At 51.5% G+C, this 16,534-nt stretch carries 12 protein-coding genes and 1 tRNA gene; 7 read left to right on the top strand and 6 right to left on the bottom strand.

What is annotated here, in order from left to right; genetic code table 11:
- Positions 1-35: 35 nt before the first annotated feature.
- The 3 genes from purF to purD are packed head-to-tail and all read left to right on the top strand — an operon-like array spanning position 36 to position 3,977.
- The gene (purF, locus tag D570_RS0104130) at positions 36-1,565 is read left to right on the top strand and encodes an amidophosphoribosyltransferase (protein ID WP_018143137.1); all 1,530 of its coding nucleotides are present in this window, start codon (positions 36-38) and stop codon (positions 1,563-1,565) included.
- 51 nt (positions 1,566-1,616) lie between these two features.
- Positions 1,617-2,666 (top strand): phosphoribosylformylglycinamidine cyclo-ligase, encoded by a 1,050-nt coding sequence (purM, locus tag D570_RS0104135; protein ID WP_018143138.1) that lies wholly within the window; start codon positions 1,617-1,619, stop codon positions 2,664-2,666.
- 27 nt (positions 2,667-2,693) lie between these two features.
- Positions 2,694-3,977, top strand: a complete 1,284-nt coding sequence (purD, locus tag D570_RS0104140; protein WP_018143139.1) for a phosphoribosylamine--glycine ligase — start codon at positions 2,694-2,696, stop codon at positions 3,975-3,977.
- Between the two features lie 76 nt (positions 3,978-4,053).
- Here purD and purK read toward each other — a convergent pair whose 3' ends face one another.
- Positions 4,054-5,238 carry a 5-(carboxyamino)imidazole ribonucleotide synthase gene (purK, locus tag D570_RS0104145; RefSeq protein WP_018143140.1) on the bottom strand — a complete coding sequence of 395 codons (1,185 nt, stop codon included), beginning with the start codon at positions 5,236-5,238 and terminating at the stop codon, positions 4,054-4,056.
- A complete protein-coding gene (purE, locus tag D570_RS0104150) occupies positions 5,222-5,719 on the bottom strand; it encodes a 5-(carboxyamino)imidazole ribonucleotide mutase (protein WP_018143141.1) in 498 nt (165 codons plus the stop codon). The genes purK and purE overlap by 17 nt, the downstream gene beginning before the upstream one ends.
- Before the next feature lie 128 nt (positions 5,720-5,847).
- On the opposite strand from purE, the gene D570_RS0104155 reads away from it, so the two are divergent.
- Positions 5,848-5,920: transfer RNA gene (locus tag D570_RS0104155), tRNA-Arg, on the top strand.
- 55 nt (positions 5,921-5,975) lie between these two features.
- Here the strand turns inward: D570_RS0104155 and D570_RS0104160 are convergent.
- From D570_RS0104160 to dnaG, 4 genes are all read right to left on the bottom strand, one after another.
- The gene (locus D570_RS0104160; RefSeq protein WP_018143142.1) at positions 5,976-7,658 is read right to left on the bottom strand and encodes a hypothetical protein; all 1,683 of its coding nucleotides are present in this window, start codon (positions 7,656-7,658) and stop codon (positions 5,976-5,978) included.
- Positions 7,651-8,421, bottom strand: a complete 771-nt coding sequence (locus D570_RS08475; protein ID WP_018143143.1) for an ABC transporter ATP-binding protein — start codon at positions 8,419-8,421, stop codon at positions 7,651-7,653. Before D570_RS08475 ends, D570_RS0104160 begins: the two co-directional genes overlap by 8 nt.
- 146 nt (positions 8,422-8,567) lie before the next feature.
- Positions 8,568-8,993, bottom strand: a complete 426-nt coding sequence (locus tag D570_RS0104170) for an Ohr family peroxiredoxin (RefSeq protein ID WP_018143144.1) — start codon at positions 8,991-8,993, stop codon at positions 8,568-8,570.
- Positions 8,994-9,186: 193 nt separating this feature from the next.
- A complete protein-coding gene (dnaG, locus tag D570_RS0104175; RefSeq protein ID WP_018143145.1) occupies positions 9,187-11,226 on the bottom strand; it encodes a DNA primase in 2,040 nt (679 codons plus the stop codon).
- 271 nt (positions 11,227-11,497) lie between these two features.
- Here dnaG and acnA point away from each other — a divergent pair, with 271 nt between their 5' ends.
- Genes acnA through icd form a run of 3 tightly spaced genes read left to right on the top strand, consistent with a single transcriptional unit; the run spans position 11,498 to position 16,476 of the window.
- Positions 11,498-14,155 (top strand): aconitate hydratase AcnA, encoded by a 2,658-nt coding sequence (acnA, locus tag D570_RS0104180; RefSeq protein WP_018143146.1) that lies wholly within the window; start codon positions 11,498-11,500, stop codon positions 14,153-14,155.
- A complete protein-coding gene (locus tag D570_RS0104185; RefSeq protein ID WP_018143147.1) occupies positions 14,156-15,298 on the top strand; it encodes a citrate synthase in 1,143 nt (380 codons plus the stop codon).
- Between the two features lie 2 nt (positions 15,299-15,300).
- Positions 15,301-16,476, top strand: a complete 1,176-nt coding sequence (gene icd / locus D570_RS0104190) for an NADP-dependent isocitrate dehydrogenase (RefSeq protein ID WP_018143148.1) — start codon at positions 15,301-15,303, stop codon at positions 16,474-16,476.
- Positions 16,477-16,534: the final 58 nt, after the last annotated feature.

The following is a 16,534-nucleotide window of genomic DNA, read 5'->3' on the forward strand; positions in this document are numbered from 1 at the left end:
TTGACAGCATAAAGACAGCACATAGGAGATTTTATATGTCTGCAGAACTTGAAGGCTTGCATGAAGAATGCGGCATCTTCGGTGTTTGGGGTCATCCAGATGCAGCTCGTCTGACCTATTTTGGCTTGCATGCATTGCAGCACCGCGGTCAAGAGGGTGCGGGCATTGTCAGCAATGAAAATGGCCGACTCCATGGTCATCGCGATTTGGGCTTGCTATCGCAGGTCTTCAGCGATGATACGCAGATGCGACGCCTCAAAGGAAATGCTGCCATTGGTCACGTGCGCTATGCCACCAGTGGATCCGGTAGCGTGGATAATATCCAGCCCTTCCTTTTCCGCTTTTATGACGGCGATTTTGCGTTAGCGCATAATGGCAACCTCACTAATGGTCGCTCGATTCGCCGTAAGCTGGAAGAAAATGGCGGCATTTATCATTCCAATTCGGATACCGAGGTGCTGATGCATCTGATCCGTAAGAGCACACAACCTACCTTTGTAGAAAAGCTCAAGGAAGCATTAAACACCGTACACGGCGGCTTCGCATATATGCTCATGAAGGATGATTGCATTATCGGTGCTTTGGATCCTAATGGTTTCCGTCCTTTGTCCCTCGGTCAGATGACCAATGGTGCGTATGTGCTCGCTTCCGAAACCTGCGCTTTAGACATCGTGGGTGCCACCTTTATCCGTGATATCCAACCTGGAGAAATCATTATCATCAATGATGAGGGCTATACCATCGAAAAGTACACGGATACGACGCAGAAGGCAATCTGCTCGATGGAGTTTATTTACTTCGCCCGTCCAGATTCCAATATTTACGGTATTAACGTCCACTCCGCCCGCAAGCGCGCGGGTGCGCGTTTGGCGCAGGAAGCTCCCGTGGATGCGGATATGGTTATCGGCGTGCCAAATTCGTCACTATCTGCCGCGGCTGGTTATGCCGAAGCCAGTGGTTTGCCTAATGAAATGGGCTTGATTAAAAACCAGTATGTGGCACGCACCTTCATCCAGCCTACGCAGGAATTGCGTGAGCAGGGCGTGCGTATGAAGCTTTCTGCTGTGCGCGGCGTGGTAAAAGGCAAGCGCGTTATCGTCATCGACGACTCCATCGTGCGCGGCACTACAAGCCGCCGCATCGTACAGCTTTTGCGTGAGGCCGGCGCGAGCGAAGTGCATATGCGCATCGCCTCCCCACCACTGCGCTACCCGTGCTATTACGGCATCGATATTTCTCGCACAAGTGAGCTCATCGCTGCCCACAAGAGCGTGAAGGAAATTTGCGAATACATTGGCGCGGATTCCTTGGCTTATCTGTCTGTGGAGGGCTTGGTCGAAACCGTAGGCCTGCATGAAAATGCTCCGTATGGTGGCCTATGCGTGGCGTACTTCAACGGGGATTATCCTACAAGCTTGGGTGATTACGAAAAGGAATTCCTTGCGTCCATTACCCCAGAAGATCAGCAACGTCTCACCCGTTTTGCACACGATTCCAGCCAGTATTACAACAACGAATTCAACCCTGCTGCACTGGAGTCTCTGCACGACACGGCCCAATCGTAAATACGTACCCACCTACCCATCGAAAATCATTACCCACACTGGAGGAATACAATGCCATCCGCATATGAAAACGCAGGAGTTAGCGTAGAAGCTGGCTATGAAGTTGTCCGTCGTATCCAGCAACATGTAGCTCGCACGGCCCGCCCAGGTGCTGGCGGAATTGGCGGTTTTGGAGGTCTTTTTGATCTGTCCATGCTCGGCTATGAGGAGCCTGTGCTCGTGTCTGGCACGGATGGTGTGGGCACGAAGTTGCTGGTAGCTAAGGCCGCAAACAAGCATGACTCCATCGGCATCGACTGCGTCGCCATGTGTGTGAATGACATCTTGGCTCAGGGCGCAGAACCACTCTTCTTCTTGGACTATATCGCCTGTGGTAAGAATGATCCGGTACTCCTCGAACAAGTTGTTAAAGGCGTCACGGATGGTTGCGTACAGGCGGGAGCAGCTCTGGTGGGCGGCGAAACGGCAGAAATGCCAGATATGTATGACGCAGACGAATATGATTTGGCCGGATTTACCGTTGGCGTGGTCGAGAAGAGCAATATTATCGACGGCTCTGCCATTCGCGAAGGCGATATTATGATTGGCCTGCCATCCTCAGGTGTTCATTCGAATGGTTTCTCTTTGGTGCGTAAGGCCCTGTTTAAGGATGGCGGCCTAAATGTGGACTCCCAACTGAAAGAATTGGGCGGTCGTAGCCTTGGCAACGTGCTGCTGGAGCCTACGCGCATTTATGCTCAGGCGCTCAAGCCTTTGTTTGCGAAGGGCAAGAACAGCAAGCAGATTATCAATGGCGTTGCACATATTACGGGTGGTGCTTTCGTAGAGAAAGTTCCACGTATCATTCCGGAAGGTCTTGCCGCGTCCTTCGACATCAATTCTTGGGATGTACCGCCTATTTTCCAGGTGCTGGAGAAGTACGGTAAGGTGGATCATAAGGAAATGTATAACATTTTCAATATGGGCATTGGCATGGTGCTCATTGTTTCCCCAGAAAATGTGTCTGAAGTCGAACGCATTCTTGATGACAATAATGAAAAGCACTACACCGTGGGTCGTATCGTGGTAGACAACGGCGAGCGTGTAGAACTTCACGATTAATTACCGCTGTGGTAAGGAGATAACAATATGACACGAGTTTTAGTAATTGGCTCGGGCGGTCGTGAACACGCTATCGCACACTCCCTTCTTTTAGGCGAACGCGTCAGCGAAGTATACTGTGCTCCAGGAAATCCTGGTATGAAGGCGGATGGCATTATTCCTGTGAATTTAAGCCAGAAAAACCACAGTGCGCTTATCGATTTTGTGTGTGATAAGGGTGTGGATTGGGTTTTCGTTGGGCCGGAAAATCCGCTCATCGAAGGTATGGTGGATGATTTCCAGGCTGCAGGTATTCCTGCTTTCGGTCCTAACCGTCAAGCCGCACAAATTGAAGGTTCCAAGACCTTTGCCAAGGAGCTGATGGAACGCCTGAATATTCCTACCGCGCGTTACGCTAGCTTCGATAATTATGATGCTTCTGTCACATATGTGCGCGAGCAGGGTACGCCTATCGTTATTAAAGCGGACGGACTGGCTGCCGGCAAGGGTGTCACCGTGGCAATGGATGAAGAAACCGCGCTCAGTGCTTTGGCAGATATCTTCCTGGATAATCGTTTTGGCGATGCCGGATCGCGTGTTGTTATCGAAGAATTCTTGGAAGGTCAGGAATTCTCCTTAATGAGCTTTGTGCGTGGCGAAGAGTTTTGGCCTATGCCTATTTCGCAGGATCACAAGCGTGCTTTTGACAACGATGAGGGTCCAAATACCGGTGGTATGGGGGCTTATTGTCCTGTTCCGCAGATTTCTCAAGAGGTGGTGGATGAGGCCATTGAAACGATCATCACGCCTATTACAGCCGGTATGGTTGCCGATGGCACACCGTTCCAAGGTATTTTGTACGCCGGTTTGATTGCAACGGCCGATGGCCCAAAGGTAATCGAATTTAATGCACGCTTTGGCGATCCGGAAACCCAGGTTGTTTTGCCTCAACTGACCAGCGATTTGGGAGCAGGTATTGAAGCCCTGCTCAAGGGCGAACAGCCAGAATTTACATGGGATACGCATCGCACAACCTTGGGCGTCGTGCTGGCCAGCGACGGCTACCCTACCGACACACAGACAGGTGCCCCAATCCACGAGCTGGACTGCAGCGCCACCGAGGAAACGAACGGCACGCATGTGTACTATGCAGGCGTGGCCACAGCCGAGGATAGCGATGAGATGGTGGCATCTTCGGGCCGCGTATTGCTGGTTCAGACCACCGCCGACAGTGTGCCTGATGCGCAGAAGATTATCTACGATATTTTAGATAATGCGGATACCACCGGGATGTTCTACCGCCACGACATTGGTAGCAAGGCCGTTATGTAATTCACTCATGACACTCTTGACATAGCTGTGGGGGCGAGGATGTACACATCATCCTCGCCCCCACAGCTATAAGACATTAATTATCCCAGCAATGGCTGGCTTCTAGGCTTTTCAGTAATTCCTCTGTATTCGAACCCAGCACCGTCACGTGGCCCATTTTGCGGTTGTGCTTCGATACGGCTTTTCCATAATCATGCACATGCCATTCAGGATGGTTTTTTGCCGCTTCAAACACGGAGTCGAGATGCTGCCCGAGCACATTTACCATGACTGCTGGGCTGAGCAGTCGAGGCTGAGGCAGTGCCCATCCGGCAATACCGAGTACGTGCAGGTCAAATTGATCGAAGTCGCACGCCTCAATGGTGTAATGTCCGGAATTATGTGGGCGTGGTGCTAGCTCGTTGACGATAACCGTACCATCCGCGCCGATAAACAGCTCAATGGCCAGCGTTCCAGCCAAATGGAAACCAGCAGCCAGCGTTTTGGCGAGTTCATGTGCCTGCTGATCTACGGTGCGATCAATGTCGCTCGGCTGCGCACCATAGGCGGGCGCTACGGTGGTATGCAAAATATTGTTCACATGCACATTTTTCACCACGGGGAAAGTGACGAAATCGCTACCATTTCCCGATACCAAGATCGAGGCCTCGTAGGCGAAGTCTACGAATGCTTCCACAATGCTCTGCTCGAAGTTTTCGCCCCACTCTTCGCGCACAGAGGCGACGTCCTGTGCCGAACGCAGTACCTTCTGACCGTGGCCATCATAGCCACCCTCTGCGGTTTTCAGCACGGCTGGAAGTCCTAGGACGTCCACGGCCTGCTCCAGCTCGGTCATGTTGGACACAGCCTGCCAGCGTGCAGTTTGAATGCCGTGCTTATTGATAAAAGTCTTCTCGGCAATGCGGTTTTGGGTCACACGCAGTAAATCCGTGCCCTGAGGGATGCGTACGAGAGAGCGGACGGAGTCCAAAGCATCCGCATCCACATTTTCAAACTCATAGGTTAGGATATCGCTTTTCTCCGCGATGCGCGCAATAGCAGCCTTATCGTCATACTCGGCCACAATCTGTTCATCACAAGCGCCGGCTGCGGGACAACCCTCGGTAGGATCGAGCACAAGGGTGTGAAAGCCCATATACCGTGCAGAAAGCGCCATCATCTGGCCAAGCTGACCGCCGCCAATAATGCCAATAGTTTGACCACGGTTCAGACGCGGTACGGCAAAAGACTGGTCTTCGGAAGTATTAGTTAAGCTTTGCATTAGACTCCTCCACCATATCCTTCAACTCATTGCGATAGTTATCCAAAACCTCTGCCAGCTGAGGATCCGAGGTAGACAGAATGCTGACGGCCAGCAGACCCGCATTTGTAGCGCCAGAATTGCCAATAGCCGTCGTGGCCACTGGAATACCACCCGGCATCTGCACGATGGAGAGCAAGGAATCCACACCGCTGAGAGCGCGAGATTTTACAGGCACGCCAATCACCGGAAGTGTGGTCTGAGCAGCCGTCATGCCCGGCAGATGAGCCGCGCCGCCAGCACCGGCGATAATGACCTTTATGCCCTTATCGCGAGCAGTGGTCGCGAACTCAGCCATAAGCTCCGGCGTGCGATGTGCTGAAATCACCTGCTTCACGTAAGCTACGCCGAATCGATCCAGTATCTCACAGGCGTGACTCATCGTATCCCAGTCACTACTCGATCCCATAATTACCGCTACTTGAGGTGAAATTTCAGCCATTATTCGTCCTTACATGGAGAGGTGTACTCCCCCTGATTTTACCGTTATGCCCAGAATTGCAAGGATTAAATCTCCGACTTACACACGGGCTCGCCGGCGTTTCCCCTATGTTGTACAATGTAATTCGCGCCCGCGTAGCTCAGTGGATAGAGCAGGTGACTTCTAATCTCCGTGTCGCAGGTTCGACTCCTGTCGTGGGCACAAAGACAAGATGCGGCTGTACCTCTACAAGCCGCATCTTTTTATTTGTACATCCTTATCGCGTTAACTGCGCAAAATCTCTCAACGTGGACTGAATCTTGAGGCGACGCTTATCTGTAAGATATCCCGCCAGCAGATTTCCGCCGATATAGAAGGCCACAGAGAAAATCAGCTGCACCACAACCGCGTAAGGTAGCACGGCGTCGAAGGCAGCGCCGGACAACCAACCGATGAGCAGTGTGACACCGCCCGGGATAAACAAAGCCACCAGCAAGAGTAGGAAAATAAAAGGAATGAGCATTTGCATCATCGTCCTACCCTGTGGGGTCTTCATCGGTTGTTCTGCGGTTGGTACTGGATACATCAGCACGGGCGAAAGCGTAGCAGAAGAGCCTATGCCGCAGAGCATCAGGCAGATTCCCACACTTTCGATAAAAGCCAAGAACATAAAATCGATATTATTTCTAAAAATAGCCAGTGTAACCACGGTGACTATCACCTGCATAACCAGTCCCAGACAGAGCTGAAAACTACTACGGGCAAACCAATCTACGCGGCCTTTAACGCCGGAGATCGTATGCAGGATAAAAGCAGGACCATCGTAGGCTAACATATTCACGCCCAAAAAACAGATGAAGTATCCGGACATCGGAATCGCCATAAGAATCATGTCCGGCTCGCCCGAAATAGCACTCTGCGCGCCAAAGATAACCACAAAGAGCAAGGGCAGGAAGAGCGAAATGCTGTAGCGAATATCACGCGTCCAACTCGTGGCAATGCGCGCAACAACCGCACTAAACCGCCCACGTACAAAGCCGGATGCAAACAGCCCTAAGCCATGCCCCTTCACGCGCGCATTCGTGATAACCGTACTGCCGAGCACAATATCGCGCTGCATGCACCAGTCGAAGCACCAGGCCATCAGCCACAGAGCACCCACATACAAGGCGCCACCCACGAGAAACATGATAGCGGTGTATGCGCCGGAAGCCGATAATGCCAGCGGCATGGCCACGAAATTCGCGAACGGCGTCCATTGCAAAAGCGTACCCAGCGCTTCTACGCCGCGGTAATCCACCTGCGCAGGATCCACACCTTCCGCACCAAAAAATGAACCCACAAGGCTCATCGATTGAGACATAATAATAATGACGATGACGAAAACGGTGCTGACGATATTGCGCGCTTTTTTACTGCGCACGATGACATTGGCAGCCGTTCCCACCGTAGAGAGCAACGTCGCCGAAAACACCACAGAAAGACCCGAGGATATCACCGCTATGGCCCAAATAAAAATCTTTGCCGGCAATCCGCCTACAAAATGCGCACCCAGCATGCCCGTAAAACCGAGGAGTGCCACGAATGTCGCCACACCACTAGGCGTCAAAATGCTAGACATGATGACCGCGTTGCGAATATCACGCCGACGCAGACCAAAGCGATACAGGTTTTTGGCGTTCACACCTTGCTGTCCAAAGGCAATCATCTGCGATATGCCCACAAAAATCACGGCGAAAGTCCACCCAATTGCGAGATACAGCGCGCTCAGCCGCGCACCCTCCTTAGTCGGTGGCACAACCAGCGTCAACGCCCACCCGGCTACCCACGCACCCGCGATGAAGCTGAGGGCAAACATACAAGAAATGACAAAACCGATGGCTTGCCAAGCCGATTTATTGACCGTTGACATCGTCAAGGCCATTCTCAGCTTAACTACCGTCCACACTGCTTTATTCATGGCTCTGCTCCCCACCTTGCAACCATTCGAGGCGAGCTGCATCGTGTCGGCCACCGACGAGTTCGATAAAGCGGTCTTCCAGTTCTTCGCCAGCAGACACTTCATCCAGTGTGCCGGCGGCTCGGACCGAGCCTTCAACGATAACCGCCACATGCGAGCACATTTTTTCTACTAAGCTCATCACGTGCGAAGAAATAATCACCGTACCACCTGTGGAGACGTATTCCTTCAAAATATCCTTCAAATTGGCAGAAGACACTGGGTCCACCGCTTCAAACGGCTCATCGAGGAAGAGGATACGCGGCGCATGTATCATAGCCACCGCCAAGCAAATCTTCTTTTTCATACCCGTCGAGTAATCGGAGACGATTTTTTTCGCCGCATCCTGCAGATCGAAAGCCGCGAGCAAATCTCCAGCTCGTTTTACGACTTCATCTTTCTCCATACCACGCAGCAACCCTGCATACACGAGGAGCTGAAAGCCGGTGAGACGGTCAAAGACCTCATCAGCCTGAGGCATAACGCCCATGCGGGCACGGCAGGTATCCAAGTTATCCCACACATCTGTGCCAAAAAGGCTAACCTTACCCGCCGTAGGCAAAAGCATGCCTGTACACATCTGCAAGGTCGTGGTTTTACCGGCGCCATTCGGTCCCACGAGTCCGTAGAAGGCACCTGCAGGAATTTCTAAATCGATAGCATTGACGGCTGTTTTTTGTCCGAAAGTTTTTGTCAGCCCTGACAAGGATAGTGCGGAAGTCATTTTTTACTCCTATTTTTCTTCTCTTAGGCACCATCTTACAGGGTGTCTCGCACCAGAGCCCCCATCTGGCAGAAGTATGAGAAAGGGGAAGCAGTGTATGCTTCCCCTCAGCGTTCAATCTTCTATGAAATTGTCATAATGAGAGCTTACAGCGACTCCACCGCCACGACTTCCACAGGAATATTACCTGCAGTAGCCTTGGAATAAGGGCAAATAGTATGAGCCAAATCGGCCAGCTCCTGGACCTGGCTCAGCTCTAATTCTGGGACGAAGACTTCGATTTTGGCGCTCAAATTCACTCCATTGTCATCGTCGACGAGGGTGACATTCGTACGTACCTTAGACTTCATAATGGTCATGCCATTGACGCGCTTCTGCTTGGCTGCCACCATCAAAGCGCTTTGGTAGCAGGCTCCCCAGCCGACTGCGAAGAGCTGCTCTGGATTGACGCCTTCGCCTGTGCCACCCATTTCTGCGGGAGCGGAAATATCGAATTCAGCTGAAGGATTTTCGGTGGTTGCGTGACCTGCTCGTCCTCCAGTAACTGTTGCTACTGCTGTATATGTAACCATTGCGCATACTCCTTTGCATTTGTGTGGTTGCCCTTTCTATTTTACGTCACAGTTCAAGCAACGAAAAGTATGAGCACTTCCCGTAAACGTGTGTAGAACCCTGTAATTTCAAGGTTTTCACGCAGATGCAATACGATGCGGAGATGAAAAATATGTAGGAAATCTCACATTCCTGCACTTGCAACGCTCACAACTAACGCAACGTACCAGCCAAACCGTCCGCACGCAGTTTTTCCAGCTCCGTGATGCGCTTCAAATAATCCAATTTCTGTGCCTCATCGGTGGCACGGTTCATATGCAGTCGTAGCTGAGCGATGCCGCGCATAATATCCGCATCCACCAGCCTACCCGCCATTTGCGTGGCAAACTCCACCTGAGCCGGGCTAGGCAGAGGAGCCCCACCCTGAGCCGCTCCTTGAGATTGGCGCGAAGAGGCGGTGGCATCGTCTTCTTGAGGAATGGGCAACTGCATGACGGCGAGATCGTCGATCACCGGCTTGAGCATCTCGCCGGCCGCCTTCGTCAGATTATGAATCCACAAACCGGCGGTGACATCGCGCCCTGGTAAACCACCGGCCACCACGATGGCGCGGAATAAATCCCGAAACACGGGAATGGAGAAGGTTGATTCGGTCATGCGCTCAAAAATTTGAGCATGCAGAGCCCACGGCATTTGGACGAGAATCGCCATCATCTGCTGCTCTGTGGCAAAGATCGCATCATCGACACGGTAGTAATTCTGATTCGACACATTGTAGCGCTCTAAAGCCTTGCGATCTTGAGCCGTTGTAAAATCTGGCTGATCGCGTCGGTTCACCTGTCCAAAGCTGTGTGGTTGAGCATAGGCATCCTCATTACGCACATGCTGGCTGCGTCTGCGCTGCTGAATGGTCGTGCGCATGGTGCGTATATCGATGCCGATGTCTCGGGCAGCATTGCGCGCATACTCGTCCAGCAAGGAGGGATCGCGTAATTGAGCGATAATCTGAGCCACGGCTTGCATAGCTCCCACACGCCCGGCCGTGTATTGCGTATCAAAACGAGAAATAATGGTGTGAATCACCCAGTCTACGAGCGGTTGCTTGGAATCCACCAGTTGGCGCACTGCTTCATCTCCGTACTGGATGCGCAAATCACAAGGGTCCAGATTATCGCGTGCAATGGCCACGAAGGTCTGCGAAAGAAAAGCATTATCCAGTTGGAAGGCACGTAAAGCCGCCTTCTGTCCTGCGGCATCGCCATCAAAGGTGAAGACCACCCCGGAGCCCTGCGTTGGGCCAACGAGACGGAAGCCATTCAAGGTGGAATCAGAAATAAGACGGCGGATAACCTTGGCATGCTCCATACCGAAAGCCGTACCACAGGTGGCCACAGCATTGGTAATGCCCGCCAAATGGCACGCCATTACATCCGTGTACCCTTCCACTACCACGACTTGATGCTTGTCTGCAATGGTATTTTTCGCTAAATCGATGCCATACAGTACACGATTTTTGTGATACAAAGCCGTATCGGGCGTATTGATATATTTGCCCGGGTTTGAGTCATCTTCGTAAAGTTTTCGCGCCCCAAAACCGATGACCTGACCCGTCGTGTCGCGAATAGGCCAGGTCACCCGTCCGCGGAAATAATCATAAGCGCCACCACGCTGATTTGCGCGCGCAAGTCCCGCCTCAATCATCTCCTGGTAGGTAAATCCCAGAGAAGACAGGTGACGCACTAGCTCATCCCAACCACGTGGCGCGTATCCGCAGCCAAAATGCTCGCAATCGGCCTGACTAAAATTGCGCCCATCCAGCAAGCGTCGAGCGGGCAAAGCCTCGGCACTCATCAATTGCGCCATAAAGAATTTTTGAGCCTGAGCTGTGGCTTCTAGCAAACGCGAGCGCGTCACCTTATGCGCGCCGTCTGAGTGCGCGGATTGTGACTGATCAAAATGCAGCTCGATATGGTAGCGGTCGGCTAAAAATTGGACCGCTTCGGGGAATTCTATGCCTTCGGAACGCTGAACGTATTCGAATACATCGCCGCCCAGCCCGCATCCGAAACATTTCCAGCGATTATTGACGGTACTGACATGGAAGCTGGGCGTTTTTTCATCATGGAAAGGACATAAGCCTTTATAAGCACTAGCTCCGGCATTTTGTAAATTGACTTTGGCGGAAACGATGTCATATAAATCTGCAGCTTCGCGAACTCTTTCGATGTCCTCCTTAATAATGCGTCCTGGCATCGCTCCCCCACACTGTCGCTCGAATATGTCCTTTAACTTTACCTCACGCGCCCGCCTGTTTGCCCACAGAATACCCGAGAAAATTTCGCACGGATATGCATACTTTTGAAATTTTTTCAAGCATATCCAGCTATGTTTCCTCAATATTTCTCATTTAATGAACACGAAACAAATTCTGTAACCTAATTAGGCTTTCATATAGACAATCTAACCGAACTTGCACAAGCATATTCGCAGAAGGTATTGCACTGGCAGCACTGGAAGGATGTCTATGACATATTTAAAAACCATCGAAGCTGATAATTCAACGTTTGAATATTACGATATTCGTGAAGCCTGCTCTGAAAAGGGCGTAGATGTTGCTCGTCTGCCCTACACCTTAAGAATTCTTCTTGAAAGTTTGCTCAGAAAAAGCGATGGAAGCTCCGATGCCCAAGCTGCTATCGATAATCTCATCCGTTACGATGCTTCGGCTCCTCAGGGAGAAATTCCCTTCAAGCCAAGCCGCATTGTTTTGCAAGACTTTACAGGCGTGCCTGTGGTAGTGGATTTGGCGTCTATGCGCGACGCCATTGTGGCACATGGTGGTAATGCCGAGGATATTAATCCGGAGATTCCTGTAGATCTCGTCATTGATCACAGCGTTCAGGTGGATGTATCCGGTTGTGCGGATGCTTTGCCGCTGAATATGCAGCGTGAATTTGAGCGCAATAATGAGCGTTATGAGTTTTTGAAGTGGGCGGAAGAGTCCTTTGATAATTATCGCGTTGTACCACCTGCTACGGGCATTATCCACCAGGTGAATATTGAGTTCTTGAGCGATGTCATCTTACATAAGGATGGCGTGGCCTATCCAGACTCCATGTTTGGTACGGATAGCCATACCACCATGATTAATGGCATCGGCGTGCTGGGCTGGGGCGTAGGTGGCATCGAGGCCGAGGCGGCTATGCTCGGCGAAGCCTCCTACTTCCCTGTGCCAGAGGTAATTGGCGTGCATTTAACGGGTGAGCTGCCGAAAACAGCCACGGCTACGGATTTGGCCTTGCGCATTACCAATCTGCTGCGTCAGGTCAATGTCGTGGGCAAATTCGTGGAGTACTTTGGTGACGGCTTGGCAAGCTTGGGTCTTGCCGACCGCGCAACGATTGCAAATATGGCGCCAGAGTATGGCGCAACCTGCGGCTACTTCCCTATCGATGATGAAACCCTACGCTACATGCAGCTGACAAACCGCAGCGAGTCCACTATTGCACTAGTGGACAGTTATGCGAAGGCCAATGCATTGTTCTACGATCCAGATCACGCGCCGGTGTACACCCACGTGGTAGAGCTGGATTTGAGCACGGTTATTCCAAGCATTTCCGGACCGAAGCGTCCGCAGGATTTGATTTCGCTCGCCGATGCCCAGCAAACCTTCCGTAAAAGCCTGACACGTGAAGCGGGCGTGCAGGGCTTTGGCTTGGGTAGCGATGAAATCAACAAAAAAGCTACGGTGCGCATCAATGACACAGATTATGAAGTAAAAACAGGTCATGTGGCCATCGCCGCTATCACCTCCTGTACCAACACCTCCAATCCGTACGTGCTGATGAGCGCAGGTTTGCTGGCGCGCAATGCCGTGAATAAGGGCTTGCAAGTAGAACCAACGGTAAAGACTTCACTCGCCCCGGGTAGCAAGGTCGTCACGGATTATTTGAGGAATTCTGGATTGCAAGCATATCTCGACCAGCTAGGCTTCCAAGTTGTGGGCTATGGCTGCACGACCTGTATCGGAAATTCCGGTCCACTCGGTCCAGAAATTTCACAGGTCATCCAGGATAACGATTTGCTCGTCAGCGCAGTGTTGTCGGGAAACAGAAACTTTGAAGGTCGCATTAATCCGCTGGTTAAGGCGAATTTCCTGGCTAGCCCCCCACTAGTTGTGGCGTATGCTTTGGCGGGCACCACGGATATCGACCTGACCCAGGACGCTTTGGGCACAGACCCAGGCGGCAATCCTGTGTATTTGCAAGATATTATGCCGGACCAGTCCGAAGTGGAGCAGTTTGTACAAAAATTTGTCACCCGTGAACTCTTCGAGGACGAGTACAGCCGCGTATTTGATGACAACCCTCAGTGGAATGCCATCGAAACAGTGTCCAGCGAAACCTACGCATGGAACGCATCCTCCACCTATATCCAAAATCCTCCATATTTCGAGCATCTCGAAGATCCAATTGGCGTGAAGCCGTTGAAGGATTTGCGCGTGCTTGCCAAGTTTGGTGATACCGTCACCACCGACCACATTTCACCGGCGGGTGCCATAGCACTCAATAGCCCAGCGGGTCAGTATTTGACCGAGCATAATGTGGCACATCGCGATTTCAATTCCTACGGCAGCCGCCGCGGAAATCACGAGGTGATGATGCGCGGAACCTTCGGAAATATTCGTATCAAGAACGAGCTCGCTCAAGGCAAGGTGGGCGGATACACCGCGTATGATTCGCAGATTATCCCTATTTACGATGCGGCTATGGCATACAAGGCTCAGGGTGTGGGCACCGTGGTTATCGCTGGTAAGGATTACGGCATGGGTTCGTCTCGCGATTGGGCGGCTAAGGGTGCCGGACTTTTAGGTGTGAAGGCGATTATTGCCGAAAGCTTCGAACGCATTCACCGTTCCAATCTGGTGATGATGGGTATTTTGCCTCTGCAATTCTTGGAGGGACAATCAGCGCAAAGCTTAGGCCTCAACGGCACGGAAAGCTTCGATATCGCACTGAGTGAGGATCCTCAGATTCACGACATCGTCGATGTCACGGCCACCCGCGACGACGCCACGATTCAATTCCAAGCACTCGTACGTTTTGATGCGAAGGCGGATATTGCTTACTACAAGAATGGCGGAATTCTGCCAATGGTTGTTCGTAAAAAGTTAGGAGCATAAATGACTAACTCGACTCCACAAACCACTCTCAAAGACAGCGGCCTCAAAGATACCGTGGCGTGTCAGACACGCATTAGTTCGATTATCGATGATCAACTGTCCTACGCCGGTTACAATATTTCCGAACTGATGGACAATAATGCCAGCTTTGAAGAGGTTATTTATCTGCTGTGGAATTTGCATTTGCCTACGCAGATTGAGCTGAATCATTTCGTCAAGGAATTGCGTGCCAACTACGAAATTTCCGATGCCGTCGAGCAATGCATTCTTATCCAGTCACGTCGTCATTTGCATCCGATGAGCGTGCTGCGTTCCACCGTCAGCCTTTTAGGCGTGTACAACGTGCAAGCCGAAGATACCTCTGTAGAGGCACGGTACGGTCAAAGCATCCAGCTGATGGCAAAAATTCCGACGATTATCGCCACCTTTACGCGGCTACGTCAGGGCTTGTCTCCTATTGCGCCGCGTCAAGATCTGGGTTTTGCAGCAAACTTCCTCTATATGCTCAACGGTAAAGAGCCTGAGCCTTTGCAGGAAGAGGCGTTAAACAAGGCTCTGATTTTGCATGCCGATCATGAGCTCAATGCTTCCACCTTTGCAGCTCGCGTCTGTGCATCCACCTTGAGCGATATCTACTCCTGTGTCACCACCGCCATCGGCACCTTGAAGGGACCTTTGCATGGTGGCGCGAACGAGCGTGTGTTTGAAATGCTCAAGGAAATTCGCGAGCAGGGCGATGTCTCCGGATATTTGCAGCGCAAGTTGAATTCTGAAGAAAAGATCATGGGCTTTGGTCATCGTGTGTACAAAACTCAAGATCCGCGCGAAAAATATCTGCGCGCTATGGCCGAGCAGCTGACCAAGGATACGGATGATGAGATTTACTATCAGCTGTCCTTGGAAATCGAAGATTATATGAAGCATACGAAGGGTTTGATCCCCAATGTGGACTTCTACTCCGCTACGGTGTATCACAGCTTGGGCATTGACCGTCATATTTTCACCTTGATTTTTGCAATGAGCCGCGTATCCGGATGGATTGCGCATATTCAAGAGCAGCAGAAAAATAATAAGCTCATTCGCCCACGCTCGCAGTATGTGGGTGCAACGGGACTAGAGTACATTCCTATTGGAAAGAGATAAGCATGACTTTAATTCGTATGGATGAGGGCAAACTGGTCGTTCCGAATGATCCAACCATTGGATACATCGAAGGTGACGGCATCGGCGCAGATATTTGGACCAGCGCTCAACGTGTGTTTGATGCCGCTGTACAAGTCGTCTCACAGGGCCAGCGCTCTGTGCAGTGGACGGAGCTATTGGCGGGCAAGAAGGCGCGTGCACAGGTGGGAACCAGCTTGCCGGAGGACACCATTACCGCTATTAAAAACAGCATGGTGGCCATTAAGGGGCCACTGGAAACGCCGGTAGGTGAAGGCATTCGCTCCTTGAATGTGGCATTGCGTCAGGAATTGGATTTGTTTGCGTGCGTACGCCCAGTACGTTATTTCCCGGGCATCGAAAGCCCTCTGAAGAATCCTGAAAAAACGGATATCACCATTTTTAGGGAAAATACGGAGGATATTTATGCGGGTATCGAATGGGAAGCGGACACGGATGAAGTGCGCACCGTTATCGGCTTTCTGCAGCACACCATGCATGTAACGAAGATTCGTTTCCCTCACAGCAGCAGCATTGGCATTAAGCCAATTTCTCGCGAAGGTAGCGAAAGATTAATTCGCAGTGCCATCGAGTATGCGCTGGATAAGGGCTTGCGTCACGTCACGTTGGTGCATAAAGGCAATATTCAGAAGTTTACGGAGGGCGGCTTCCGCAAGTGGGGTTACGAGCTGGCGGAGCGCGAATTTGCCGATGAATTAGCTAGTGGCAAGCTGGAGATAAACGATATCATCGCCGATAATTTCCTGCAGCAGATCCTGTTAAAGCCGGAACGCTTCGATGTGGTGGCTTTGACAAATCTCAATGGTGATTATGCGAGCGATGCTTTGGCGGCCCAGGTGGGTGGCATCGGCATTTCACCAGGTGCAAATATCAACTATCATACGGGTCACGCCATTTTCGAGGCGACCCACGGTACGGCCCCGGATATTGCAGGCAAGAATATAGCTAACCCCAGCTCTTTGTTGCTATCCGGGTGCATGATGTTTGACTATATCGGCTGGAAAGATGTGGCCGATGCCATCCGTACGGCCTTGGAAAAGACGTTCGCAGATGGTCAATTCACCACGGATCTCGCCGATGGCGTGCACGAGCCCTTGAGCACGACGGCTTTTGCTCAGGCGATTATTGCACATCTCTAAGCCCTTGCGTTCTATAAACTCCGTGCCCGGTGTGATGCTGAAAAACATCAGACCGGGC

The sequence above is a fragment of the Alloscardovia criceti DSM 17774 genome (assembly GCF_000376885.1).
GTDB lineage: Bacteria > Actinomycetota > Actinomycetes > Actinomycetales > Bifidobacteriaceae > Alloscardovia > Alloscardovia criceti.

What these genes read in the sequence shown, in the direction of transcription:
- purF (WP_018143137.1), top strand. Translation starts at nt 36, where the DNA reads ATGTCTGCAGAACTTGAAGGCTTGCATGAAGAATGCGGCATCTTCGGT.
- purM (WP_018143138.1), top strand. Translation starts at nt 1,617, where the DNA reads ATGCCATCCGCATATGAAAACGCAGGAGTTAGCGTAGAAGCTGGCTAT.
- purD (WP_018143139.1), top strand. Translation starts at nt 2,694, where the DNA reads ATGACACGAGTTTTAGTAATTGGCTCGGGCGGTCGTGAACACGCTATC.
- purK (WP_018143140.1), bottom strand. Translation starts at nt 5,238, where the DNA reads ATGCAAAGCTTAACTAATACTTCCGAAGACCAGTCTTTTGCCGTACCG.
- purE (WP_018143141.1), bottom strand. Translation starts at nt 5,719, where the DNA reads ATGGCTGAAATTTCACCTCAAGTAGCGGTAATTATGGGATCGAGTAGT.
- D570_RS0104160 (WP_018143142.1), bottom strand. Translation starts at nt 7,658, where the DNA reads ATGAATAAAGCAGTGTGGACGGTAGTTAAGCTGAGAATGGCCTTGACG.
- D570_RS08475 (WP_018143143.1), bottom strand. Translation starts at nt 8,421, where the DNA reads ATGACTTCCGCACTATCCTTGTCAGGGCTGACAAAAACTTTCGGACAA.
- D570_RS0104170 (WP_018143144.1), bottom strand. Translation starts at nt 8,993, where the DNA reads ATGGTTACATATACAGCAGTAGCAACAGTTACTGGAGGACGAGCAGGT.
- dnaG (WP_018143145.1), bottom strand. Translation starts at nt 11,226, where the DNA reads ATGCCAGGACGCATTATTAAGGAGGACATCGAAAGAGTTCGCGAAGCT.
- acnA (WP_018143146.1), top strand. Translation starts at nt 11,498, where the DNA reads ATGACATATTTAAAAACCATCGAAGCTGATAATTCAACGTTTGAATAT.
- D570_RS0104185 (WP_018143147.1), top strand. Translation starts at nt 14,156, where the DNA reads ATGACTAACTCGACTCCACAAACCACTCTCAAAGACAGCGGCCTCAAA.
- icd (WP_018143148.1), top strand. Translation starts at nt 15,301, where the DNA reads ATGACTTTAATTCGTATGGATGAGGGCAAACTGGTCGTTCCGAATGAT.